Annotated in this window: 20 protein-coding genes, 2 tRNA genes and 1 pseudogene; 12 read left to right on the top strand and 11 right to left on the bottom strand. The window is 68.4% G+C overall.

Features of this window, described 5'->3' with window-relative positions; translation table 11 throughout:
* The first annotated feature begins 66 nt into the window (after window positions 1-66).
* From fdxA to SL003B_RS01975, 3 genes are all read left to right on the top strand, one after another.
* On the top strand, window positions 67-405 hold the full coding sequence (gene fdxA / locus SL003B_RS01985) for a ferredoxin FdxA (protein WP_013651156.1): 339 nt from the start codon (window positions 67-69) through the stop codon (window positions 403-405).
* Window positions 406-807: 402 nt separating this feature from the next.
* Window positions 808-1,386, top strand: a complete 579-nt coding sequence (locus SL003B_RS01980; RefSeq protein ID WP_013651155.1) for a CarD family transcriptional regulator — start codon at window positions 808-810, stop codon at window positions 1,384-1,386.
* 240 nt (window positions 1,387-1,626) lie between these two features.
* The gene (locus SL003B_RS01975; RefSeq protein WP_013651154.1) at window positions 1,627-2,496 is read left to right on the top strand and encodes an RNA polymerase factor sigma-32; all 870 of its coding nucleotides are present in this window, start codon (window positions 1,627-1,629) and stop codon (window positions 2,494-2,496) included.
* Between the two features lie 57 nt (window positions 2,497-2,553).
* Here the strand turns inward: SL003B_RS01975 and SL003B_RS01970 are convergent, their stop codons facing one another.
* Complete coding sequence (locus SL003B_RS01970) at window positions 2,554-4,014, bottom strand: M48 family metalloprotease (protein WP_013651153.1); 1,461 nt, start codon at window positions 4,012-4,014, stop codon at window positions 2,554-2,556.
* A 44-nt stretch (window positions 4,015-4,058) separates the two neighbouring features.
* The gene (locus SL003B_RS01965) at window positions 4,059-4,937 is read right to left on the bottom strand and encodes a thermonuclease family protein (RefSeq protein WP_148259227.1); all 879 of its coding nucleotides are present in this window, start codon (window positions 4,935-4,937) and stop codon (window positions 4,059-4,061) included.
* 73 nt (window positions 4,938-5,010) lie between these two features.
* On the opposite strand from SL003B_RS01965, the gene SL003B_RS01960 reads away from it, so the two are divergent.
* Window positions 5,011-5,087: transfer RNA gene (locus tag SL003B_RS01960), tRNA-Arg, on the top strand.
* Between the two features lie 46 nt (window positions 5,088-5,133).
* On the opposite strand, the gene SL003B_RS01955 is transcribed toward SL003B_RS01960, so the two are convergent.
* Both SL003B_RS01955 and SL003B_RS01950 read right to left on the bottom strand, forming a co-directional pair.
* A complete protein-coding gene (locus tag SL003B_RS01955; protein WP_013651151.1) occupies window positions 5,134-5,853 on the bottom strand; it encodes a hypothetical protein in 720 nt (239 codons plus the stop codon).
* 38 nt (window positions 5,854-5,891) lie between these two features.
* Window positions 5,892-6,841 (bottom strand): IS630 family transposase gene (locus SL003B_RS01950; protein WP_085997565.1). Its coding sequence is split into 2 segments (ribosomal slippage): window positions 5,892-6,502 and window positions 6,502-6,841, totalling 951 coding nucleotides; the frame shifts between segments, so codons are not numbered across the junction.
* Window positions 6,842-7,339: 498 nt separating this feature from the next.
* Between SL003B_RS01950 and acuI the strand changes: the two genes are divergently transcribed.
* Window positions 7,340-8,332 (top strand): acryloyl-CoA reductase, encoded by a 993-nt coding sequence (gene acuI, locus SL003B_RS01940; RefSeq protein ID WP_013651148.1) that lies wholly within the window; start codon window positions 7,340-7,342, stop codon window positions 8,330-8,332.
* Between the two features lie 76 nt (window positions 8,333-8,408).
* On the opposite strand, the gene SL003B_RS01935 is transcribed toward acuI, so the two are convergent.
* Window positions 8,409-9,425 (bottom strand): Gfo/Idh/MocA family protein, encoded by a 1,017-nt coding sequence (locus SL003B_RS01935; protein ID WP_013651147.1) that lies wholly within the window; start codon window positions 9,423-9,425, stop codon window positions 8,409-8,411.
* A gap of 79 nt (window positions 9,426-9,504) precedes the next feature.
* Complete coding sequence (gene ppk2, locus SL003B_RS01930; protein ID WP_013651146.1) at window positions 9,505-10,413, bottom strand: polyphosphate kinase 2; 909 nt, start codon at window positions 10,411-10,413, stop codon at window positions 9,505-9,507.
* Between ppk2 and SL003B_RS24045 the strand changes: the two are divergent.
* Window positions 10,301-10,816, top strand: a pseudogene (locus tag SL003B_RS24045) (GIY-YIG nuclease family protein); the annotation flags it as partial. The gene ppk2 and the pseudogene SL003B_RS24045 sit on opposite strands and share 113 nt — an antisense overlap.
* Here the strand turns inward: SL003B_RS24045 and SL003B_RS23945 are convergent.
* Window positions 10,801-10,935, bottom strand: a complete 135-nt coding sequence (locus tag SL003B_RS23945; protein ID WP_277914633.1) for a hypothetical protein — start codon at window positions 10,933-10,935, stop codon at window positions 10,801-10,803. The pseudogene SL003B_RS24045 and the gene SL003B_RS23945 overlap by 16 nt on opposite strands.
* A 99-nt stretch (window positions 10,936-11,034) precedes the next feature.
* Here SL003B_RS23945 and SL003B_RS01925 point away from each other — a divergent pair, with 99 nt between their 5' ends.
* From SL003B_RS01925 to SL003B_RS01900, 6 genes are read left to right on the top strand one after another with little or no spacing between them, the layout of a single operon-like run.
* Window positions 11,035-11,652: a TetR/AcrR family transcriptional regulator gene (locus SL003B_RS01925; RefSeq protein ID WP_013651145.1), complete on the top strand. Its 618-nt coding sequence runs from the start codon at window positions 11,035-11,037 to the stop codon at window positions 11,650-11,652.
* Between the two features lies 1 nt (window position 11,653).
* Window positions 11,654-13,261: a carboxyl transferase domain-containing protein gene (locus tag SL003B_RS01920; RefSeq protein WP_013651144.1), complete on the top strand. Its 1,608-nt coding sequence runs from the start codon at window positions 11,654-11,656 to the stop codon at window positions 13,259-13,261.
* Window positions 13,262-13,271: 10 nt separating this feature from the next.
* Window positions 13,272-15,263 (top strand): acetyl/propionyl/methylcrotonyl-CoA carboxylase subunit alpha, encoded by a 1,992-nt coding sequence (locus tag SL003B_RS01915; RefSeq protein WP_013651143.1) that lies wholly within the window; start codon window positions 13,272-13,274, stop codon window positions 15,261-15,263.
* Entirely contained in the window at window positions 15,253-16,890 is a 1,638-nt protein-coding gene (locus SL003B_RS01910; protein WP_013651142.1) for an acyl-CoA synthetase, read from the top strand. Before SL003B_RS01915 ends, SL003B_RS01910 begins: the two co-directional genes overlap by 11 nt.
* A gap of 3 nt (window positions 16,891-16,893) precedes the next feature.
* The gene (locus SL003B_RS01905; protein ID WP_013651141.1) at window positions 16,894-17,751 is read left to right on the top strand and encodes a hydroxymethylglutaryl-CoA lyase; all 858 of its coding nucleotides are present in this window, start codon (window positions 16,894-16,896) and stop codon (window positions 17,749-17,751) included.
* Between the two features lie 3 nt (window positions 17,752-17,754).
* Window positions 17,755-18,543, top strand: a complete 789-nt coding sequence (locus SL003B_RS01900; protein WP_013651140.1) for a crotonase/enoyl-CoA hydratase family protein — start codon at window positions 17,755-17,757, stop codon at window positions 18,541-18,543.
* A gap of 3 nt (window positions 18,544-18,546) precedes the next feature.
* On the opposite strand, the gene SL003B_RS01895 is transcribed toward SL003B_RS01900, so the two are convergent.
* The 4 genes from SL003B_RS01895 to SL003B_RS01880 form a co-directional block, all read right to left on the bottom strand.
* Window positions 18,547-20,322, bottom strand: coding sequence for an SLC13 family permease (locus SL003B_RS01895; protein WP_013651139.1), 1,776 nt, complete (start codon window positions 20,320-20,322; stop codon window positions 18,547-18,549).
* Window positions 20,323-20,483: 161 nt separating this feature from the next.
* On the bottom strand, window positions 20,484-21,260 hold the full coding sequence (locus SL003B_RS01890) for a hypothetical protein (protein ID WP_013651138.1): 777 nt from the start codon (window positions 21,258-21,260) through the stop codon (window positions 20,484-20,486).
* A 198-nt stretch (window positions 21,261-21,458) separates the two neighbouring features.
* Window positions 21,459-21,534: transfer RNA gene (locus SL003B_RS01885), tRNA-Thr, on the bottom strand.
* A 188-nt stretch (window positions 21,535-21,722) separates the two neighbouring features.
* A complete protein-coding gene (locus tag SL003B_RS01880; RefSeq protein WP_013651137.1) occupies window positions 21,723-23,516 on the bottom strand; it encodes a heme biosynthesis protein HemY in 1,794 nt (597 codons plus the stop codon).
* Between the last annotated feature and the right edge of the window lie 26 nt (window positions 23,517-23,542).

Here is a 23,542-nt window from a genome sequence, read left to right as displayed (position 1 = left end):
CGCCAAATCCCAGAACGCCGCAAGGTCTCCCGGCGGCTTCGGAAGGCTGCCATCAAGAGGATCGCAATGACCTACGTCGTCACTGACAATTGCATCAAGTGCAAGTACACGGACTGCGTCGAAGTCTGTCCCGTCGACTGCTTCTACGAAGGCGAGAACATGCTCGTCATCAATCCGGACGAATGCATCGACTGCGGCGTATGCGAACCCGAATGCCCTGCCGAAGCGATTCTCCCCGATACCGAGCCCGGCCTGGAGAAGTGGATCGAGATCAACGCCGAGTATGCCGCAAAATGGCCGAACATCACGGTCAAGAAGGATCCCCTGCCCGAGGCGGCGGAGTTCGACGGCAAGGCAGGCAAGTTTGAACAGTACTTCTCGCCGAACGGACCGGACGGGAAATGAGGCCGGACTGACCTGTACGGAACGCTCGTCTGTACCCTCGGAGCATTCGCGCCGGCCGGTGCCTGTGCCCGGCGGCGGTTTCTTTGTGCTTTGGTTTTTTTAGTTTTTATGCTATCTTAAAAAAGTAGTCGTCGTTTCCTTCGGTTCACCCCCTCCCAATGGAGGTTTTTTTATGGCCGCAGTCCGAAGCTGGATTGTGCGTGAGTCCTTTGCGCTCCGCCCGATTGACATGGCTCTGCAAGTGACCTTCGGCGACTGACCATCCATAGACGCATGGCATCGATCGGCGCTCTGTCGGGCCGCCGGAAGCAGCATGTGAGTCTCAACAGGAACAAGGCGTCGCCGCCCGGCGCCGCCAAGCGGTCCATCCGGACCCGCAACTGCGCAGGAGTTACGAAGCGTATGGCAACGATCACAAAGAAGGCCGCGCAGCGTCAAGGTTTCAAGACCGGCGAACATATCGTTTACCCCTCTCACGGCGTCGGACAGATCACCGCGATCGAGGAGCAGAGCGTCGCGGGACATTCCCTGGAACTGCTGGTCATCAGCTTCGAGAAGGACAAGATGACGCTGCGCGTCCCCGTCGCGAAGATCGCCACAGTCGGCATGCGCAAGCTCGCCGATGCGCCGACGGTCAAGAAAGCGCTCGAGACCGTGCGTGGTCGTCCGCGCATCAAGCGCACGATGTGGAGCCGGCGGGCGCAGGAATACGAGGCCAAGATCAACTCCGGCGACCTGATCTCGATTTCGGAAGTCGTCCGCGACCTGTACCGCTCCGACACGCAGCCCGAGCAATCCTATTCCGAACGCCAGCTCTACGAGGCCGCCCTCGACCGGATGGCGCGTGAAATTGCCGCAGTCAACAAGTGCTCGGAGACCGAAGCGGTCAAGCAGATCGAGCAGAACCTCGCCAGGACGCCGAACCGCGCTAAGGACGCCGAAGCGGGCGACGACGAGGGCGAGCAGGAAGAAGCCGCCTGAAACCCAGGCGGCGGCATCCGTTCGCGTCGGATCGGCGCAGGAAGAATCGAAGCCCGGCAGGTCGCTGCCGGGCTTTTTCCGTTTCGTGCCAGCAGTTCATGACGCACGTTCACGCGCATGTGTTCCGTCGCGGCGCGCGAAGGGCCTACGATGCGGCACCGGCTCTGATCCGCCATCGGACGGATTGCGTACCATAGCCAAAGCGGTATCAGGCCAGAGCGATAGTGGAGCGATGCCACCATGACGACTTCGATGAGCACCCGGCGGCAGTTGGTCAAGGCGGCGATGAACGCCCCCTACCTGACGCGCGAGGAGGAACTCGAACTCGCAACCAGGTGGCGGCAGGACAAGGATGTCGCCGCCCTCGAACGCCTGTCGCTTGCCCACATGCGGCTCGTCATCGCCGTCGCCTCCCGGTTCCGGAATTTCGGCCTGCCGATGAACGACCTGATCCAGGAAGGCCATGTCGGCCTGCTGGAAGCGGCGGCCCGGTTCGAGCCGGAGCGGGAGGTTCGCTTTTCCACTTACGCGACCTGGTGGATCCGCGCCTCGATCCAGGACTACATCCTGCGCAACTGGTCGATCGTTCGCGGCGGCACCTCCTCCACCCAGAAGGCGCTGTTCTTCAACCTGCGCCGGCTGCGGGCCAAGCTGTCCAGCAACCGGGTCGACCTCCCCGAAACCGAACTGCACCGGCAGATCGCCGAGGCGATCGGCGTGAAAACCGCTGACGTCGACCTGATGAACGCCCGCCTGTCCGGACCGGACACATCTCTCAACGCGCCAATCATCGATTCCGACGGCTCGAGCGCCGACCGGCAGGACTTCCTCATCTCCGACGCGCCCCTTCCGGACGAGACCGTTTCCGAGAACATCGATTCGGAACGCCAGCGCCGCTGGCTGAGGTCGGCCATGAACGTCCTGACCGAACGCGAGCGCAAGATCGTAAGCGAACGCCGCCTCACCGAGGAGGGAGCAACCCTTGAGGCGCTGGGGGCTAAGATGGGCATTTCCAAGGAACGGGTTCGCCAGATCGAGAACCGCGCCCTGGAAAAGCTTCGAGAAGCCCTGCTGAAGGCCCAGCCGGATCGGCTCGCTCTCACCCGCTGAGCCGACGGCCCGTGAGCAGGAGAGGCTCCGGTCGCTCGCGAGCTTGGCAAGCGGGCGTCAGTCGATGACCAGCTTAACCGACGTACCGGCAGGAATTTCCTCGTCGGCAGAGAACCCGTTCAAGATCGAGAAGAATTCCAGCCGCCGCGACGGTTCGACGCCGCTCATGCCGATCGCCAGACGGCGCGGCGTGTCGCCCGGCTGGGTCTGGACGATCTTGATGCGCAGAGACTGCAGTCGGGCGCGCTCGGTCGGCGTCAGTTGGCGGAAGCTTTCGATGGTGCGCTCGTAGTCGCGCGTGAAGGCGGGGTTCGGATCCCGGCTGGCGAAAATGAAGCGATAGCCGTTGCGTCCGATCCGCACCACCGCGATACGGAAAGACCAGCCCTGCGTGATCGCCGAGCCGACCACGGCGGCCAGGCCGTTGATGGTCGTCTCGCGCACGCTGTCCGGGATCAGACCGTTGATCCAGCCCGCGGTCATGTAGTCGCCGAGCTTGTCGTAGTTGGTCAGGTCCGCTCCATCGAAGCGCATCGCCGTACCCGAGCCGTTGCTCGCAAGCACGGCTTCCGACGAGTTCTCGAGCACGTATCCTTCCGGCACGGTGAAGCCGATGCCGAGCGCCTTGTGCAGGAAATCGCGTCCGCGCACGAAGCCCTCGAGCGGATCGTCGCCGTAGAGCATGCCGTCGATATTGGCGAGATAGGCGCTGCGGTCGCGCTCGCCGACGCCGGGAGCGCCCACCTGCCGGGCGGCCTGCACCGCCAGGTTGACCCGTTCGGGCGTGGTCGGATGCGAGGACAGGAAATCCGGCGCGCTGGAACCGTCGTTGCGGGCGCTCTGGAAGGCGGCAAAGGCCGCCATGGAGTTGAGGAACCGGGCCGCGGCGAAGGGATCGAAACCGGCCTTCGACAGGGTCTTCACGCCGACGAGGTCGGCCTGCAGTTCCTGTACTTGAGAGAACCGGGCGAAGGACAGCTGCGTGGAGATCATCGCCTGGCGGATGCGGTCCGGGTCGCGAACGACATTGCTCACGACCCGGTTGGCGAGTTCGGTCGCTTCCGCCTTCTGCTGGCGCTCAATGGCGTGGTTGGCGGTTACGTGGGCCATTTCATGCGCCAGCACCGCTGCCACTTCGGAGGTGTCATTGGCGAGAGCGAGCAGGCCGCGCGTTACGTAGAGATAGCCACCCGGAAGCGCGAAAGCGTTTACAGCCGGGGAATTCAGGATCGTGATCTTGTAGCTCTGGGACGGATCCTCGGACGCCTCCACCAGCCGGCCGACGACGCGCGCAATGGCCCGCTCGGCACCCGGATTCTCGTAGACGCCGCCGTAGGTCGCGACCACGCGGGGATGCTCGCGCGCACCGATGTCAGCCGCAAGGCCCGGACGCAGCGTGCCTGGCGTGACGACGCCGACGGACGGCGACTTGGATCCGAGGAGCTGACAGCCACTCAACAGCGCGAAGGCAACGGCGACGACCGCGATGCGGCGCGTCCGACGCAACACGCACGGCATGCGCGTCTCCAAGGGCGCCAAGCGGGGAGAAACCGAAATCAGGCTCACTGCGCAATCTGCTCCATCGGCAGCCGTTCGAGCTGCGCCGGATGTGTCAACTCGATATGGGGTCCGTCCTGCGCCTGAACAACGCCCCGGATCCGCACCCGTGCACCATTCAGGTCGTCAAGCGCCAATCCCCGAGCCGTCAGGTCCGCTTCGACCCGCGTATCGACGGTAGCCGTGAAATCCGATGCCCAATGACGGCCAAAGTTCAGATAGCGATATCTGCGGGTTTTTCCAAGGGAATGAATGCGTCCTTCGACAACGGCGAAATGCCCGGTGCGGGCCAGCAGCAGGTCCGGCTGGTCGGCGCGCAGGACCGGTGCAACCCGCCAAAGCCCGACGTCCCGATGGCGGGCCGCGTCCTCTGCGGCCAGCAGCGGCTGCAGGCAGGACAGGCCGCCAGTCTCCGGGTCGACCACGGCAAGGCCGCGCTCCAGCAGATCCGCCTGCAGCCAGACGGCTCCGTGCGGGCCCTGTGCGAGCACATGTGCCGGCAGCTGCCCCCAGCGGTCCTGCGCTCCGGTGACGACGATCAACGCCCTGCCCTCGACCGCCATGCCGACCTCGTCCGCGAGCCGGATCTCGGCCAGCCGCAGCCTGCGCCCGTCGGCCAGGAGCACCGCGCCGAACGGCTCGCCGGCGACGATCTCCACCGCCTCGGGCTGCACGTCCTGCGCAAAGCAGGCCTGCGGAATTGGCGCCTGCGCGCCGGCAGGCACCGATGGCAGCAGCGCGGCGAGAGCACAGGCCGTCCCACGCCCAATCCGCTGCGCACAACGGGGCAGCGGCGGGCACCGCACGAAGGACCGGCGAGGGAAGAGGCTCAGTGCGTTCATCCTGTCGCACAGTACGCGTTTCTGCGGCGCAATTGCGGCCATCGACCGCTCTGGCCCGGATACATCGCCCGCAAGGCTCGCACCCGCGAAAATTTCATGCTATGCGCTGTCGCGGGGCCCCGTAGCTCAGCAGGATAGAGCATCAGATTCCTAATCTGAGGGTCACAGGTTCGAATCCTGTCGGGGTCGCCACTTCCTACGTGTTGCGCTGCCGCAAAGGGTGGCGCACCCCCGGCCATCAGGCCGCATAGGTTGCGACAAGCGTCTCCGTTTCCTCGGCCTTGTAGAAGAACGCATGCACCGGGTCCGAATAGAACCGGCGCAGGACGGGCTCCGGCAGCCGGAAGCGCGCTCTGAACTCGGCATAGGCGGGATCGGCATTTTCCCGTTCGCGCCGGTTCTCGAAACCGGGATCGATCCGGCTGCGGATGAATTGCGCGACGACGTCGGTCCGATCCGCGCGATAGAACACCAGCGTCGCCCGCCCCTTCGTCTGGATGCACACTCCGTTTTCGGCGCGGGCGCCGGTCATGCCAAGTCCCGTCGCCGCCTCGAGGATGCGCCGCGGCTCCTCGAAGGAATAGTTCTTCCAGGGCATCTTGAGGTCGAGAGCGGACGGTACGTCCACCGTCAGATCGTCGGTCATCGGCAATCCGAACTGGCCGGCCAGGCTCAGATACCATGCGACCACCTCCCGATAGCCGCAGAAGAAAAACGCCGGCCGCCTCGACGTGGCCTGGCGGGCCTCGATCAGCCTGAGCAGGCCGACGCCGTGGCGGCGCAGGATAGCGCCGTTCGCGAAGGCGTCGTGCGTGGTCAGGTCGTTGTGGGCGTGCAGGACCTTGTGCCCGAGCCGCTCGAAGCCGCGCTGGATCGACGTGGTTGCGCACTTGGGCGGAGAGATGACAAAAATATCAATATCGGCAATCTCGTTGATCGGCCCGATGTCCGGATTCACGAAGCTGTTTTCGCGGATTATTCTAGAGCAGATTCCCATCATTCTGGTTCATACCCGGCAGCGGTGAAGAATCCTCGGCAATCGTCCGTGGTGACGGCGTCGATGGCGTCACGGATGGCGTCCCAGAGGCTGGTGACGGTCCGCGCGGCCGTCTTCTTCAGGAGAGCCTTGACCTTCGAGAAGGCCATTTCGATCGGGTTGAAGTCCGGACTGTAGGGCGGCAGGAAGCAGAGTTCCGCGCCTGCTCGCTCGATCGCCGCGCGGATCGCCGGCGGCTTGTGGGCCGGCAGGTTGTCCATCACCACGATGTCGCCGGGCCGCAGGGTCGGGACCAGGACCTGGTCGACATAGGCGAGGAAGGCGGCGCCGCTCATGGCACCGTCCAGGGTCATCGGCGCGGTCATGCCGGACAGGCGGAGGGCTCCGACGAAGGTGGTCGTCTTCCAGTGACCGTGGGGAACCGGCGCCCGGCACCGCTCGCCGCGGGCCGCACGGCCATACATCCGGGCCATCTTGGTCGAGGTCCCGCACTCGTCGATGAACACCAGTCGCTCCGGGTCGAGATCGGGCTGCCTCTCGAACCAGGCGAGGCGGCGCCGGGCTACGTCGGCACGCGCTTGCTCGGCGGCGTGCGCAGTCTTTTTTTCCGCGTCACGCCGTGACGCTGGAAGAACCGGCAGACGATGCTCGGCGTCGGACGATAGGCCACGGCCGCATCCAGCCGCTCGGCGATCTCCGCCAAGGTCAGATCCGGCGTCTGATCGATCCATTCCAGGATCAGGCCGCGGTGCGCGTCGATCCGGTGAGAGCGATGATTGCCGCCCCGCTTGTCGGCTTCGACGTGCCCGCGCGTCCGCGCGCGCTCGACCCACCGGATCGCCGACGACACGCCAACCCCGAACCGAGCCGCCGCAGCTCGGCGCGACGCACCGGCTTCTACGGCTTCGACAACACGGCGGCGCAGATCAACGGACAAGGATTTGGCCATGAGGGCTGGCCTCCTTCACCAGCCCTCATCTTGAATCACGATCCCGCAAATTTGGGAATCCCTCTTGATTCCGAAACCACACAAAACGCTCTAACTGTTTCCGCGATTTCGGATTTTTTTCGACGCTTGCAGAACATTTCCGGAGGCCAAGAATCACAGATTCGACTCGATTTCGGCAGGTCTGTACATCAAAGGACAACTGGTCGACTATATCGTTTATTTTTTCGCAATTTAAATAAATATGATCTAACGACACAATCGAAAATGGGTTTCGGGGTCGAGACATCGCGTCGCAGGGTCGGTCCGCGCTCGATGCGGCGGCAGCCTTTCTCTGTGTAGCGAACCTCAGCAAGGCTGTGCTGGGGGGCATCCGAAAGCGCTCTGGCACATTGTCCGATTCCCGCTAGCATGACCCGGAACACAGCGTCGCAGGGCGCGCAGGGCGTTCCGGGACGCTCTGGAGCGCACGGGCGGACACGAGTACGGGAGGAGAACATCATGACTTTCAAGGCTTTGGTCGTCGACAAGCTGGATGACGGAAGCACCTCGGCGAGTGTCCGCAGCCTCGACGACAGCCAGTTGCCCGATGGCGACGTGACGGTCGCGGTCGAGTATTCGACCCTCAACTACAAGGACGGGCTCTGCCTGGGTCCAGGCGGCGGACTGGTGAAGACCTATCCGCATGTGCCGGGCATCGATTTCGCCGGCACGGTCGAGGCGTCGCGCGACGCTCGCTACAGGCCCGGGGACAGGGTCGTGCTGACCGGCTGGCGCGTCGGCGAGACCTGGTGGGGCGGCTATGCCCAGAAGGCCTGCGTCAAGGCCGACTGGCTGGTGCCGCTGCCCGACGGCCTGACCAGCCGCGACGCCATGGCCGTCGGTACCGCCGGCCTGACCGCCATGCTGGCGGTGATGGCGTTGGAGGACCACGGCCTGAAACCCGGCGCCGGCCCGGTTCTGGTCACCGGCGCCGCCGGCGGCGTCGGCTCGGTCGCGACCGCGATCCTCGCCCGCCTCGGCCACGAGGTAGCGGCCGTCACCGGCCGCCCCGAAACTGCCAACTACCTGGAATCACTGGGCGCAAGCCGCATCGTCGCCCGCGAGGAACTGGCCGAGACGGTCAAGCGTCCGCTGGAGAGCGAGACCTGGGCCGGCTGCGTCGACGCCGTCGGCGGCGCCATGCTGGCCCGCGTGCTCGGACAGATGAAATACGGCGCCTCGGTCGCCGCCGTCGGCCTCGCCGGCGGTGCGACGCTGCCGGCGACGGTCATTCCCTTCATCCTGCGCGGCGTCAACCTGCTCGGCATCGACAGCGTCATGCGGTCCTACGAGGATCGCCTGCGCGCCTGGCGGCGGATCGCTTCGGATCTGCCGATGGACACGCTGCACGCCATGGTGCAGCCGGCAACCCTGGCCGACCTGCCCGACCTCGGCAAGGCGATCCTGAAGGGCGAGGTCCGCGGCCGCGTAGTGGTCGACGTCAACGCCTGACCCCCCAGGACCTGCCGGAGATCTGCCGGATGTGCGCCGGAGACCCGCCGGTGTCTTGTCACTTTCTATCAGGCCGTCAGCCGGCGAGCGACACCCAGCCGCCACTCGCCTCGGAAGCGAACAGGGCGTCGAGCACGGCCATGTTCTTCACCGCGTCCTCCGCCCCGAAGGGCAGCTCCGCCTCGCCGAGCACCGCGCGGCCGAAACAGTCGGCGAGCTCGGCATACTGGTCGGCGGCGGCGATGATCTCGAAGGTCGCCGACGCGTCGCCAAGCCGACTGCCGTCGTCGACCACGATGCGGGTTTCCCCACCCTGGGGGGCGTTGTAGGGGATGACGATCTCGAGCCGCTTTCGGGTGCCGAACAGCTGCAAGCGCTGGTAGGGCACGAGCTGGGTCGAGACGGTGAAGTCGAGCCGCCGCCCGCCGCCGAAGTCGATCAGGGCGCTCGACAGCCGGTCGGTGCCGAAGGCGGGGTCGCGCTCGACCAGCGACAGGACGCGCTCCGGCTCGGCCTCGAAGAAATAGCGGCCGGCAACCATCGGGTAGCAGCCGATGTCGAGCAGCGCGCCGCCGCCGATGTCGGCCCGGTTGCGGATATTGCCGGGGTCGTCGTTGAAGTAGCTGAAGACGGACTGGATGGCGCGCAGCTCGCCGAGCGCGCCGGAGCGCACGATCTCGCGCGCGCGCAGCCACTGCGGATGGCAGCGCACCATGAAGCCCTCGGCGACCAGCTTGTCCCTCGGCAGCCGGGTCAGCAGGCGCGCCTCGTCGGCATCGAGCGCGATCGGCTTCTCGCACAGCACGTGCTTGCCGGCCTCGACCGCCTTGAGGGTCAGCGGCACGTGCAGGTGGTTCGGCAGCGGATTGTACACCGCGTCGATCTCCGGATCGGCCAGCAGCGCCTCGTAGGAGCCGTAGGCGCGCGCAATGCCGAGGTCGGCCGCCGCCCTTTCGGCGCGGGCGGCGTCGCGCGAGGCGATGGCGACGACCGTGCCGGTCGTGGAGCGGCCGATGCCGGGTATGACCTTCTCGACGCCGATCTTCGCCGTCGACAGGATGCCCCAGCGGATCGTCTTTCCCGTGCCGGCCATGGCTGCCTCCCGTTGTCCCGATCCGCCGCAGGGCGGACGGGCGGTCAGCCTAGCGCGCCGGCGCAGCGGCCGGCAAGACTCAGTAGCGCGTGGGCACGTAGAGCTCGTCGGGCAGCGTCTTGCGCTCGTAGTCGGGGTTGAACACGCGCTCGGGCAGCGCGATCGGCTCGTGCGGGACCTCTTCGTAGGGCACCAGGCTGAGCAGGTGACTGATGCAGTTGAGCCGCGCCGCCTTCTTGTCGTTGCCCTCGACGATAAACCAGGGCGCCTCGGGAATGTTGGTGCGCTCGAAGGTCTCCTCCTTGGCCTTGGTATAGGCCTCCCAGCGCACGCGCGATTCCAGATCCATGGGCGACAGCTTCCACTGCTTGAGCGGATCGTGGATGCGCATGAGGAAGCGCAGCTGCTGCTCCTGGTCGGTGATAGAGAACCAGTACTTGACCAGCTTGATGCCGGAGCGCGCCAGCATGCGCTCGAATTCCGGCACGTCGTTGAAGAACTCCTCGACCTGCTCGGGCGTGGCGAAGCCCATCACCCGCTCGACGCCGGAGCGGTTGTACCAGGAACGATCGAACAGCACGATCTCGCCGGCCGCCGGCAGGTGCGGCACGTAGCGCTGGAAGTACCATTGCGACTTCTCGCGCTCGGTCGGCGCCGGCAGCGCGACGACGCGGCAGATGCGCGGGTTGAGGCGCTGGGTGATGCGCTTGATGACGCCGCCCTTGCCGGCCGCGTCGCGCCCCTCGAACAGCACGACGAGCTTGTAGCCGGTGTGCTGGACCCAGTCCTGCAGCTTGACCAGCTCGGCCTGCAGGCGCAGCAACTCGTGGAAATAGACCTGCCGCTCGACCGTGGAGGCATGCTTGAGGTCGGAAATGAAGGCGAGATCCCGGGCGACCAGCTGGTCGTCGATCTCCATCTCGAGTTCCTCGTCGAGGCTGTCCAGCCATTCCGCCTCGACCCAGCTCTGCCCGCGCTTCTCGTCCATCACCCTCGTCCCTGCCTCGGCGCCTGACCGCCGCCCACACCGGTTCCGGCACCCTACACGCGCTTTGCGACAGATTGCCGAAGACCCCCCCGATGATGTGGGGCCGGCGGGCGCAAAGGCAATGCGGGACGAGCCGGCCGTCGCCGGCGCGGGGTGGCGGCCGGGGCGGGAGGGTCATGCCGGGGAGCTTGGGCCAGGGCGGGCACCGCTCGGCTGTCCGAGCACGCAGCAAGACCGCATGGCGTTCTTCGTCTATATCCTCGCCAGCAAGCCCTACGGGACGTTCTACACGGGCGTCACCAACGACCTCGTCCGGCGGGTTTTCGAACACAGGGAGAAGACCGACAGCATCTTCACCCGCCGTTACGACGTGACACGCCTCGTCTACTACGAGAGCTTCAACGAGCCAGATGCGGCGATCGCCCGCGAGAAGCGCCTGAAGCGGTGGCCTCGGGCCTGGAAGATCGAGGCCATCACCCGCTTCAACCTCGACTGGGCGACCTCTACGAGGACCTCAACCACTAGCGAATCCTTGTCGCGCGGCCGGACGGCAGGCGGGGCGAACGGACGCTTGAAATTGAATGATCGTTCATTTAATTTGATCGACGGGAGGACGGCATCTTGGCGAGACCGGCGGGCACGAAGGGCAGCGATACCGCGGAGCGGGTGCGCCGAGCGGCGCTTTCCCTGTTCGCACGCCACGGCTATGCGGCGGTGTCCATGCGCCAGATCGCGGCCGAGGTCGGCGTCCAGCCGGGCGCGCTCTACAATCATTTCCCGACCAAGCAGGACCTGCTCAAGGACCTGCTCGTCAACCACATGCGCGCGCTGATCGCCGCCTGGCAGGCGCAGGCCGTCGCCGGCGAGGCGCCGGATGCTGCGCTTGAGCGCTTCACCCGCTTCCACATCCGCTATCATCTGGAGCGCACCGAGGAGGTGTTCATCTCCTACATGGAGCTGCGCAACCTGGAGCCGGAGAACTTCGACGCGGTCGAGCGCCTGCGCCGCGCCTACGAGGACGTGCTGACCGCGATCCTGGAGGCGGGCGCGGCCGCCGGACTGTTCGAGGTCCGCCAGCCGCGCGTGACCACCCGCGCGCTGATCGCCATGCTGACCGGTGTCGGCACCTGGTACCGGCCGGGCGGGCCGCTGAGCAAGGCCGAGATCGAGGACATCTACCTGACCCTGGTGACCAGGAGCGTCACCGCGGGACCAACACCACCGGGAGGGACCGACTGACATGGGCGTCCTGAAATCCAACGCCGCCACGCGCGGCGACACCTTCACCGCCAACCGGGCAGCCCACGAGAAGGCGCTCGACCAGGTGCGCGAGGCCGCTCGCCTCGCCTTCGACGGCGGCGGCGAAACGGCCCGCACGCGCCACGTGGCGCGCGGCAAGATCCTGCCACGCGAGCGCGTCTCGCGCCTGCTCGATCCCGGGTCGCCGTTCCTGGAGGTCGGCCTGTTCGCCGCCCACGACATGTACGACGGCGCAGCCCCGTCCGCCGGCATGATCGCCGGCATCGGCCGGGTCGAGGGACGCGAGGTGATGGTGGTCGCCAACGACGCCACGGTGAAGGGCGGCACCTATTATCCGATGACGGTGAAGAAGCACCTGCGCGCCCAGGAGATCGCCGCCGAGAACAACCTGCCCTGCGTCTACCTGGTCGATTCGGGCGGCGCCAACCTGCCGAACCAGGACGAGGTGTTCCCCGACCGCGACCACTTCGGCCGCATCTTCTTCAACCAGGCGACCATGTCGGCGAAGGGCATCGCCCAGATCGCCGTGGTGATGGGCTCGTGCACCGCAGGCGGCGCCTATGTACCGGCGATGAGCGACGAGACCATCATCGTCAAAAACCAGGGCACCATCTTCCTGGCCGGACCGCCGCTGGTGAAGGCGGCGACCGGCGAGGAGGTCACGGCCGAGGACCTCGGCGGCGGCGACGTCCACACCCGCCTGTCCGGCGTCGCCGACCACCTCGCCCGCGACGACGCCCATGCGCTGGCACTTGCCCGCCGCGCGGTCGCCGACCTCAACCGGGTCAAGCGCGTCGACCTCGACCTGCGCACGCCGGAGGATCCGCTCTACGATCCCGACGAGATCCTCGGCGTCGTGCCAGCCGACCTGAAGACGCCCTACGACATCCGCGAGGTCATCGCCCGCGTCGTCGACGGCTCGCGCTTCGACGAGTTCAAGTCGCGCTATGGCACCACGCTGGTGTGCGGCTTCGCCCATATCCACGGCATGCCGGTCGGCATCGTCGCCAACAACGGCGTGCTGTTCTCCGAGAGCGCGGTCAAGGGCGCCCATTTCGTCGAGCTGTGCTCGCAGCGCAAGGTGCCGCTGGTGTTCCTGCAGAACATCACCGGTTTCATGGTCGGCCGCAAGTACGAGGCGGGCGGCATCGCCAAGGACGGCGCCAAGCTGGTGACGGCGGTGGCGACCACCTCGGTGCCGAAGATCACCATGCTGGTCGGCGGCTCCTTCGGCGCCGGCAACTACGGCATGTGCGGGCGCGCCTATTCGCCGCGCTTCCTGTGGACCTGGCCGAACTCGCGCATCTCGGTGATGGGCGGCGAACAGGCCGCCGGCGTGCTCGCCACCGTGCGCCGCGAGGGTATCGAGCGGAAGGGCGGCAGCTGGAGCGCCGAGGAAGAGACGGCGTTCAAGCAGCCGATCGTCGACCAGTTCGAGGCCCAGGGCCACCCGCTCTACGCCTCGGCGCGGCTGTGGGACGACGGCATCGTCGATCCGAGGAAGACCCGCGACATCCTCGCCCTGTCGCTGTCGGCGGCGCTGAACGCGCCGATCGGCGACACCCGCTTCGGCCTGTTCAGGATGTGAGGACAAAGCCATGTTCAAGAAGATCCTGATCGCCAACCGCGGCGAGATCGCCTGCCGGGTCATCAAGACCGCCAAGCGCCTCGGCATCCGCACCGTCGCCGTCCATTCCGACGCCGACGCCGGCGCTCGGCACGTCGCCATGGCCGACGAGGCCTTCCGCCTCGGGCCGGCGCCGGTCGCCGACAGCTACCTGCGCATCGACCGGATCGTCGAGATCTGCCGGCAGAGCGGCGCCGAGGCGGTACATCCGGGCTACGGCTTCCTGTCGGAGAACCCCGCCTTCGTCGAGGCGCTGGAGGTGGCCGGCATCGCCTTCATCGGCCCCAGCGCAGCGGCGATCCGCGCCATGGGGCTGAAGGACGCCGCCAAGGCGCTGATGGAGAAGGCCGGCGTGCCGGTCGTGCCCGGCTATCACGGCGACAGCCAGGATCCCGACGCCCTGCAGGAACAGGCCGACCGGATCGGCTATCCGGTGCTGATCAAGGCGCGTGCCGGCGGCGGCGGTAAGGGCATGCGCCGGGTCGACCGGGCGCAGGATTTCAAGACCGCGCTTGAGGGTGCGGCGCGCGAGGGCCAGACGAGCTTTGGCGACCCGCGCGTGCTGATCGAGAAATACCTGACCCGGCCGCGCCACATCGAGATCCAGGTCTTCGGCGACAGCCACGGCAACGTCGTGCACCTGTTCGAGCGCGACTGCTCGCTGCAACGCCGCCACCAGAAGGTGATCGAGGAGGCCCCCGCGCCGGGCATGAGCGTATCGATGCGCGCCCGCATGGGCGAGGCGGCGGTGCGCGCGGCCCGGGCGATCGCCTATTGCGGAGCCGGCACCATCGAGTTCATCGCCGACGTGTCGGACGGCCTCGACGAGGATCGCTTCTACTTCATGGAGATGAACACCCGCCTGCAGGTCGAGCATCCCGTCACAGAACTCGTTACCGGCCAGGATCTGGTCGAGTGGCAGCTGCGGGTGGCGAGCGGCGAGCCGCTGCCGCTCAGGCAGGACGAGCTGACGCTCGACGGCTGGGCCTTCGAGGCCCGCCTCTATGCCGAGGACGCGACCAGGGGCTTCCTGCCGGCGACCGGAACGCTGACCCACCTCGCCCTGCCCGAGGGCCTCGCGCGGGTCGATTCGGGCGTGCGCGCGGGCGACGAGATCACGCCCTGGTACGATCCGATGATCGCCAAGATCATCGTCCACGGCGCGACGCGCGACACCGCGCTCGCCCGCCTGCTGGCCGCGCTGGAGGCGACCGAGGTGGCCGGCTCGGTGACCAACGCCGCCTTCCTCGCCGCCCTGTGCCGTCACGCCGCCTTCGCCCGCGGCGACGTCGACACCGGCCTGATCGACCGCGATCTGGCCGCGCTGATCGCCGACGAACCGGTGCCCGAGGCGGCGCTGGCGCTGGCCGCGCTCGCCGCCCTCGGGCTGACCGCGCCGAAGACGGGCACCGATCCCTGGGACCGGCTTGCCGGCTGGCGGATGTGGAGCGCGGCGCGCCAGTACGCCCTGCTGGAAAGCCGCGGCGAGCGGATCGAGGTCGAGGTGCACACGCTCGGCGACCGGCGCTTCCAGGTGCATCTGGCGCCGGCCCCGGCGGTCGTCGAACTGGCCGCGATCGACGCCGACGGCATCACCTTCGACATCGCCGGCCACCGCCAGCGCGCGCGCGTGGTGCAGGACGCCAAGGCGCTGACCGTGTTCCTCGCCGGCCGGGCCCACGACTTCGTCCTGCCCGACCGGCTGTCGGCCGAGGAGGAGAACGAGGCCGCCGGCGACCGGCTGGTGGCGCCCATGCCGGGCTTGGTCAAGGTGTTGTCGGCGGCCGCCGGCGATGCGGTCAGCCGCGGCCAGCGACTGGTCATCCTCGAGGCGATGAAGATGGAACACACGCTCGTCGCCCCGCGCGACGGCACCGTCGCCGAGGTCTTCGTCGCCGCCGGCGAGCAGGTGCAGGACGGCGCCGTGCTGCTGCGGCTGGAGGAGGAGCCCCATGCTTCCTGACGCGTCCAACTACGCCGACCTGCGGGCGCGTTTCCGCTGGGACGTGCCGGAGACGTTCAACATCGCCGTCGCGGTCTGCGACCGCTGGGCCGAGGCCGAGCCTGCGCGCGAGGCGCTGGTGTTTGCCGAGGAAAACGGCCCGGTTCGCAGCTATAGCTACGGCGAGCTCAGGGCGCTGTCGAACCGGCTCGCCAACCTCTACGTCGCCCGCGGCCTCAAGCGCGGCGACCGCGTCGGCGTGCTGCTGCCGCAGAGCCCGGAGACGGCCGTCGCCCACATCGCGGCGCTGAAGGCCGGCGCGATCAGCATCCCGCTGTTCACCCTGTTCGGCGCGGAGGCGCTGGAGTACCGGCTCGGCGATTCAGGCACCGGGATCGTCGTCACCGACCGCACCGGCGCGGCCAGGATCGCAACGATCCGCGACCGCCTACCAGCGCTCGAAACGGTGCTGTGCACCGACGGTCCGGCGGAGGGCGCGGAAGACCTGCACGCGCTGATGGCCGATCAGCCGGACCTCTTCCGGCCGGTCGCCACCCGCGCCGACGATCCGGCACTGATCATCTACACCTCGGGCACCACCGGCCAGCCCAAGGGCGCCCTGCACGCGCACCGCGTGCTGCTCGGTCACCTGCCGGGGGTGGAGATGAGCCACGACTTCCTGCCGCAGCCCGGCGACCGGTTCTGGACGCCGGCCGACTGGGCCTGGATCGGCGGCCTGCTCGACGTGCTGATGCCGGCGCTCTACCACGGCATCCCGGTCGTCGCCTGCCGGTTCCGCAAGTTCACCGGCGAGGCGGCGTTCCAGCTGCTGCAGGACCACAAGATCCGCAACGCCTTCCTGCCGCCGACGGCGCTGAAGATGATGCGCCAGGTACAGGCCCCGGAGACCCGTTGGACCTTCTCCCTGAGGTCAGTCGCTTCCGGCGGCGAGACGCTCGGCAGCGAGCTGATCGACTGGGGCCGCAAGACCTTCGGCCTGACCATCAACGAGTTCTACGGCCAGACCGAGTGCAACATGATCGTGTCGAGCTGCGCGGCGGTGATGCCGGCGCGACCTGGCATCATGGGCCGGCCGGTGCCGGGCCACGCGGTCGACGTGGTCGACGCCTCGGGCGCCGTGGTGCCCGACGAGACGCTCGGCATCATCGCGGTGAAGCGACCCGACCCGGTCATGTTCCTCGGCTACTGGAACAACCCGGCGGCGACGGCGGCGAAATTCGCTGGCGACTGGCTGCTGACCGGCGACACCGGCATGCGCGACGCCGACGGCTGGATCCGCTTCGTCGGCCGCGACGACGACGTCATCACCTCGTCCGGCTATCGCATCGGCCCGGGCGAGATCGAGGACTGCCTGCTGAAGCACCCGGCGGTCGCGCTCGCCGGCGTGATCGGCAAGCCCGACCCGCAGCGCACCGAGATCGTCAAAGCCTATGTGGTGCTCAAGGACGGCGTGGCGGCGAGCGACGCACTCGCCACCGAGATCGCGCAGTTCGTCAGGGACAGGCTTGCCGCGCACGAGTATCCGCGCGAGATCGCCTTCGTCGACGCCCTACCGATGACCACCACCGGCAAAGTGATCCGCCGGGAGCTGCGCCGGCGCGCGATCGAAGAACTCCAGGAGAGCTGACCCATGTCCGATTTCGTTACCCTGTTCGAGATGGGCCCGCGCGACGGCCTGCAGAACGAGAAGCGGCTGATCCCGGCAGCCGACAAGATCCGCCTGGTCGACATGCTGTCGGACTGCGGTTTCGCCAAGATCGAAGTGACCAGCTTCGTCAGCCCGAAATGGGTGCCGCAGATGGCCGATGCCGCCGAGGTGATGGCCGGCATCCGCCGCCGGCCGGGCGTCGCCTACACCGCGCTCACCCCCAACATGAAGGGCTACGAGGCCGCCCGCGCGGCGCGCGCCGACGAGGTGGCGGTATTCGGCTCGGCCTCAGAGGGCTTTTCGCAGAAGAACATCAATTGCTCGATCGCCGAGAGCATCGAGCGCTTCCGCCCTGTCATCGAGGCCGCGCTCGCCGACGGCATCCCGGTGCGCGGTTATGTCTCCTGCGTCACCGACTGCCCCTATGACGGCGCCGTACCGCCGGAGGCCGTCGCGCGGGTCGCCCGCAGCCTGTTCGAGCTCGGCTGCTACGAGGTCTCGCTCGGCGACACCATCGGCGCCGGCACGCCGGAGACCATCGCGCGCATGCTCGACGCGGTCCTTGCCGCCGTGCCGGCCGACCGGCTCGCCGGCCACTACCACGATACCCGCGGCCGGGCGCTGGAGAACATCGCCGTCAGCCTGGACAAGGGGCTGAGGACCTTCGACGCCGCCGTCGGCGGCCTCGGCGGCTGCCCCTATGCACCCGGCGCCAAGGGCAACGTCGCCACTGAGGCGGTGGCCCGCCTGCTCGCCGACCGCGGTTTCGACACCGGCCTCGACCTAGACCGGCTGACCGACGCCGCCGCCTATGCCCGCACGCTCCGGGAGGACCGCTGAGCCATGTTCGAGACCATCGCGCTTTCCACCGACGCACGCGGCGTCGCCACGCTGACCCTGTCGCGCGAAGACAAGCACAATTCCATGTCGGCGCAGATGATCGACGACCTGACCGAGGCCGCCCGCCAGCTCGCCGCCGACCGCAGCGTGCGCGTCGTCGTGCTGACCGGCGCGGGCACGAGCTTCTGCGCCGGCGGCGACCTCGCCTGGATGCGCGCCCAGTTCGACGCCGACCGGGCGACCCGCATCGCCGAGGCGCGCAAGCTGGCGCTGATGCTGCAGGCGTTGAACGAGTTGCCCAAGCCGCTGATCGGCCGCATCCAGGGCCAGGCCTTCGGCGGCGGCATCGGCCTGATGAGCGTGTGCGACGTGGCGCTCGCCGGCGCCTGGGCGAAGTTCGGCCTGACCGAGACCCGCCTCGGCCTGATCCCGGCGACCATCAGCCCCTATGTGCTTGCCCGCATGGGCGAGGGCAACGCCCGGCGTGTGTTCATGTCGGCGCGGATCTTCTCCGCCGAGGAGGCGCGCGAGCTCGGCCTCGTGTCCCGCGTCGTCGAGGCCGACGAGCTGGACGAGGCGGTCGAGCGGGAAGTGAAACCCTATCTCACCGCCGCCCCCGGCGCGGTCGCCGCCGCCAAGGCGCTCGCCCGTTCGCTCGGCCCGGCGATCTCCGACGCGGTCATCGCCGAGACGGTCGAGAAGCTCGCCGACTGCTGGGAGGCGCCGGAAGCGCGCGAGGGCATCGCTGCCTTCTTCGACCGGCGCAAGCCAGCCTGGGCGATCGATGCCTGAGCCTCAGAACGGGAAGAACAGCGGCAACACCGCGACCGCGAGGATCGCGAACAGGACGTTCAGCGGCAGGCCGACAACCAGGAAGTCGCGGAACCGGTAGCCCCCGGCGCTGTAGACGAAGGTGTTAGTCTGATAGCCGATCGGCGTGGCGAAGCTGGCGCTGGCCGCGAACATGACGGCCATGATGAAGGGCCGCGGATCGTAGCCGAGCTGCACCGCGAGCGCGATGACGATCGGACCGATCAGCACCGCGACGGCATTGTTGCTGACCATTTCGGTCAGGACGGAAGTCAGCACATAGACCGTCGCCAGGACCGCGAGCGGGCCGAGCCCGTCGAGCAGCCCGACCACGATCTCCACGATCAGGCGCACGGCGCCGGTCTTTTCCAGGCCGAGACTGAGCCCGAGCATGCCGAAGATGAGGAACAGGATGCGCCAGTCGATGGCCTCGAAGGCGGCGGCAGGATCGACGCAGCGCGTAACCATGACCACCACCGCGCCGATCACCGCCAGGGCCTCGATCGGCATGACCCCGAGCGCCGCCAGCCCCATCACGCCCAGGATGGTGGCGATCGCGATCGGCGCCTTCTCCCGCCGCACCGGCCGCTCCTGCGGCGCCGACAGATTGATGATGCCGCCGTCCTGCATTAGCCGGCGCAGGCCTTCCGGCGGTCCCTCGAGCAGCAGCGTGTCGGCGAAATGCAGCCGCAGGGTGTCGATGTCGTCGCTGATGTTGCGGTCGTTGCGATGCACGGCCATGACATAGACGCCGTAGCTGCGCCGCAGGTTGAGTTCGCCGAGCGGCCGTCCGATCAGATGCGACTTGGGCCCGACGCTGGCCTCCATCAGCACCGACTGTTCGGCCGCGACCGGCTCGAAGCCCTGGTCGGAGATATCGCGGAACTGGACCTGGCCGTTTTCCTTCAGGCCCAGGATCTCGCCGGTTCCGGTGCGGATCACGATCCGGTCGCCTGCCTCAAGCGACAGGCCGTCCATGGCCTTGCGCAGGGAGGCCTCGCCCCGGATCACGTCGAGGATCCGGCTCTGCCCGCCAGTGAACGGCAGGTCGGCGAGCGGGCGCCCGAGATAGCGCGATCCGGCCGGGATGAGCAGCCGTGCGATGAACTGCCGGCGCCCGCCGTCGCCGATCAGGCTGGCGAGCGAATGGCGCTCGGGCAGCAGGAAGCGACCGGCAAGGAGCATGTAGGCCATGCCGACGGCGGCGAAGACCAAGCCCGGCAGGGTCATCTCGAACATGGTCACGGCCGGCTGGCCGGCGGTCGCCGCCACGCCGCTCATGAGGATGTTGGTCGAGGTGCCGACCAGGGTCAGCGTACCGCCGAAGATCGCGGAGAACGACAGCGGGATGAGGAACTTCGACGGCGCGATCTGCAGGCTCGCGGCCACCGAGATCATCACCGGGGTGAGCAGGATCACCACCGGCGTGTTGTTCATGAAGGCAGACGCCGCGATGGTGGCGACCATCATGTAGAGCAGGGCGCGCAGCGCGGAGCCGCGGGCGGACTTGCGCAGCCAGTCGCCGAGCAGCTGGAGCACGCCGGTGCTCTCCAGTCCGGCGCTGATGATAAACATCATCGCGATCGTGATCGGCGCCCCGGAACTGAAGACCTGCAGGAACTCCCGGGACTCGAGGATGCCCACGGCGAGCAGCACCGCGGACGCGGCGAGCGCGGTCACCTCCGGCGGGTAGACCTCCTTCAGGAAACTGAGGAACACAAGTCCGACCAGAACGAAGACAACGAGCTGATCCAGTGTCATGGCGTCCCCTGCCGTTGGCGGCGCCGCGCCAAGGGCGGCCCTGCTCCATCAGTAGCACCGCGGCGCGGCGCCCCGAAAGGGACAAATGTGCGGTGCAGCAGCGCGCCGAAAAACCGAATGCTCGCGGCAGGCCAGCTTCGGGAACCGGCTTTTCCGCCCGCTCAGCCGCGCTGGAACGGCGAGCGGGCCGGCGGCAGCGGCTCCTCGACCTTGCCGTAGCGCTTCTCGCGCACCTTGCGGATCGACTTTCGCCCGCGCTCCGACAGGCCGGCGGGCAGGTCGATGCCGGCCCGGTCCATGTCGACCAGGACGCGTTCGAGGTCGGGGATGACCTCCGAGGAGATGACGAATACGGAGCCGTCCCTGCGCGTGAACACCAGCGTCTTGGAACTGCGCGCGCCGCTGTGGAAGGCGATGCCGTCGGGCCGGCCAAGGGCGCCGACCAGCCAGGCGATGCCGCCCGGCAGGGTCCACAGGCGGATACGCACCGAGGCGAGATCGGCGTAGCGCACGCGGTGGCTGCGGCCGAATTCGGTCGCCTCGAAGCCGTTGCCGAAGAAGCGGATCCAGGACGTCGCCTGGCGCGCGCCGATGACGAAGATGACGAAGGCGAGCGCGGCCGGGATCAGGAACAGCAGCAACAGCAGCGATCCACCGCCCGGGGTGAGCGCTGCGCCGAGCAGGGCGAGCGAGACCAGCGGCACGCCGACGGCGAAGCCGATCAGGTCGGAGACGAGCAGGGACGGCCGCCAGTCCGGCTGCACCGCGCCGGTCGGAGGCTTGGGCTTCGGCAGGGCGGCATAGAGCGCGACCGCCGCAGCCAGGCACAGCAGCCCGGTGACGGGGGAGAGGAAGCTCAGCCCGCCTGCGACGCCGAGCACGGCAAGGCCCAGCGCGCCGAGGCGCCGTACCAGTTCGACCATGCCCGTCTCGCCCAAGGCCGTTCCTCCGGCAGTTGCGTGTTCTTGAGGGGCCGACGCCGAGTCGGCCCCATTGGAAGACGAGTTGAATCGCGTTCGGACGCCGGGTCAAGAGCGGGGCGAGAACAACCCAAAGGAAGGATGAACGGGTCGGGGGAAGGAGACGGAAACAGGGTTCGCCAGGACCGCCCGTTTGTGTCGTGTCCTGAAAGGAACTGGTGCCGCTGAAGGGACTCGAACCCCCGACCCCATCATTACGAATGACGTGCTCTACCAACTGAGCTACAGCGGCGAATCCGGGTGGCAGCGGCGCGTGGCCGCCGAGCGGATCGTGGGCCGCTAGATAGCGGAGGCGGGCGGCGGATGCAAGCGCTTTCGCCCGGTTCCGGGGATGTCACAGCGACCGCTCCCGCCGCAGACCGCCGCGACGCAGGCGGGGCGGATACGCGCAACCGGCGGGCGGGTCGCCGCCAAGACACCTCAGTTGAAGAAGCGCGGGCCCGGTGGCTTGGGCTGGTCGTCCTCCTCGTCCGTGCCGGGGTCGTCGGGCATGCGGCCGAGCGGCAGGGTGATCGGCTGGTCGGCGCCGTTGACGCCGGCCTCGGAGGCTGCCTTGCCGCCCGTCCTGTCGCCAGCCTTCTCGGCCGTCGCCGGCTGGACAGGGAGGGCCGCGGACGGCACGGACGCCGCCGGTGGTGTCGCGGCAGCGGGAACTGCTGCAGGCTCCACGGCGGTGGCTGCGCCGCCACTCGATGCCCTGTCCGCCGCCGGGCCGACGGGGGGGCTGGCGACGGAACTGGCGGACGCGGCAACGTCCGGCTCCGGCTCGGCCGCCGGCACGGACACGGCGGCGTCGGCAGCGGGTTCCGGCGCCGCCCCGGCGGCGGGCGGCACCTCCGCAGGCGTGTCGAATTTCGGCGCGGCCGGCCGGACGGTCAGCGCCGGCGCCTCGAACAGCGCGTCGTCGAGCGCCTCGACCAGCGGCGTCTCGGGCAGGCCGGTCGGCGTTGTCCATTCGAAAGCATCGAGCCGGCCGGTGACCGGCGATACCGGCGCCCAAGCCTCGCGCACCACACCATCGGCGACCCAGGCCTTGTCGAGCGGCGCACGCACCGCCCGGGCCAGCCATTCGCGGACGCGACCCCGATCGCCGTGCTCGGCCTCCTCCAGCTCGGCCATCAGCACGAACGCGCCGCGGGTCGGCTCGGAGCGCAGCACGCGCTTGAGTTGCTCGCGCGCCTCGCCGAACTCGCGCGCCTCCAGCGCGGCGCGGGCGACCGCCAGCGCGCCTTCGGCGGTGTGGGCGCGCTGCGCGGCGAGCGTCCTGACGCGGGCCAGCCGGTCGAGCGCGGCGTCCCCGATGCGGGCGTGGGCATAGGCATCGGCAAGGTCCGGATGCGGAGAAAGCCGCCAGGTCGCTTCCACGATCTTGGCCGCCTTGCGCACGTCGCCCTTGCGGGTGGCGAGCCGCGCGGCGACGACCGCCGCCGGCACCAGGTCGAGCGCCAGGCCGTGCGCCTCCTTGGCGAGCGTCAGCGCGGTTTCGGGATCGCCGTCCTCCAGTTCCAGGGCGCGCGCGGCCAGCAGCACGGCGCGGTGGCGGCGATAGGTCTTCTTGTCGACCAGCCTGGCGGCGTAATTGCGCTCCAGGGTGGCGATCGCCGCCTCCCAGTCGCCAGCGACCGCCTGGTAGCCGAGAACGGCCCTGCCGGCCCAGTCGAGGCCCGGCACGGCGCGCGCGGCTTCCTCGGCGTAGTGGCGCGCGGCGATCGGCTCGTTCTGGCGCTCGGCCTCGATGAACAGGCCGTGCAGGCCAAGCGCGCGCGTCTCGGGATCCTTCAGCATCGCCTCGAAGCGCTGGCGGGCCTCGTCGTGCTGGCCGGACATCTGCGCCGCCTGGGCGAGCAGCAGCCTGGCCGCCGACTCGCCGCGCAGCAGCTTGTCCGCGTCCTGGCCGTAGCGGCGGGCGCGTTTCGCGTTGCCGGTGCCGAGCGCGATCAGCCCGTGCGACAGCGCCTCGTAGCCCTTGTCGCGCCGTCGGCGGCGCAAGAAGCGCCGGGCGATCCTCGGCGAGCGCAGGATGGCCCCGACCAGCCAGAACGCCAGCAGCACCAGCACCAGCGCGAGGCCGATCAGCACGGCGGCGACCACCGGCGGCTGTTCCCACACGTAGCCCTGCCAGCTGACCGAGACGACGCCCGGCAGGTCGGCCATCCAGGCGAAGCCGAACGCCACGGCAAACAGGACGGCGAAGAAGACGAGGGCGCGGATCATGCCGGTCGTTCCCTTGAAGATGCGTA

This window comes from Polymorphum gilvum SL003B-26A1, from assembly GCF_000192745.1.
Lineage (GTDB): Bacteria > Pseudomonadota > Alphaproteobacteria > Rhizobiales > Stappiaceae > Polymorphum > Polymorphum gilvum.
Note: the sequence above shows the minus strand (reverse complement) of the source record. Positions and strands in the feature narration are given on the sequence as shown.

Coding starts and splice junctions, on each gene's coding strand:
- SL003B_RS01905 (WP_013651141.1), top strand. CDS start 16,894: ATGTCCGATTTCGTTACCCTGTTCGAGATGGGCCCGCGCGACGGCCTG.
- SL003B_RS01900 (WP_013651140.1), top strand. CDS start 17,755: ATGTTCGAGACCATCGCGCTTTCCACCGACGCACGCGGCGTCGCCACG.
- SL003B_RS01920 (WP_013651144.1), top strand. CDS start 11,654: ATGGGCGTCCTGAAATCCAACGCCGCCACGCGCGGCGACACCTTCACC.
- SL003B_RS01975 (WP_013651154.1), top strand. CDS start 1,627: ATGACGACTTCGATGAGCACCCGGCGGCAGTTGGTCAAGGCGGCGATG.
- fdxA (WP_013651156.1), top strand. CDS start 67: ATGACCTACGTCGTCACTGACAATTGCATCAAGTGCAAGTACACGGAC.
- SL003B_RS01980 (WP_013651155.1), top strand. CDS start 808: ATGGCAACGATCACAAAGAAGGCCGCGCAGCGTCAAGGTTTCAAGACC.
- SL003B_RS01895 (WP_013651139.1), bottom strand. CDS start 20,322: ATGACACTGGATCAGCTCGTTGTCTTCGTTCTGGTCGGACTTGTGTTC.
- SL003B_RS01915 (WP_013651143.1), top strand. CDS start 13,272: ATGTTCAAGAAGATCCTGATCGCCAACCGCGGCGAGATCGCCTGCCGG.
- ppk2 (WP_013651146.1), bottom strand. CDS start 10,413: ATGGACGAGAAGCGCGGGCAGAGCTGGGTCGAGGCGGAATGGCTGGAC.
- SL003B_RS01910 (WP_013651142.1), top strand. CDS start 15,253: ATGCTTCCTGACGCGTCCAACTACGCCGACCTGCGGGCGCGTTTCCGC.
- SL003B_RS01880 (WP_013651137.1), bottom strand. CDS start 23,516: ATGATCCGCGCCCTCGTCTTCTTCGCCGTCCTGTTTGCCGTGGCGTTC.
- SL003B_RS01935 (WP_013651147.1), bottom strand. CDS start 9,425: ATGGCCGGCACGGGAAAGACGATCCGCTGGGGCATCCTGTCGACGGCG.
- SL003B_RS01965 (WP_148259227.1), bottom strand. CDS start 4,937: ATGGCCGCAATTGCGCCGCAGAAACGCGTACTGTGCGACAGGATGAAC.
- SL003B_RS01970 (WP_013651153.1), bottom strand. CDS start 4,014: ATGCCGTGCGTGTTGCGTCGGACGCGCCGCATCGCGGTCGTCGCCGTT.
- acuI (WP_013651148.1), top strand. CDS start 7,340: ATGACTTTCAAGGCTTTGGTCGTCGACAAGCTGGATGACGGAAGCACC.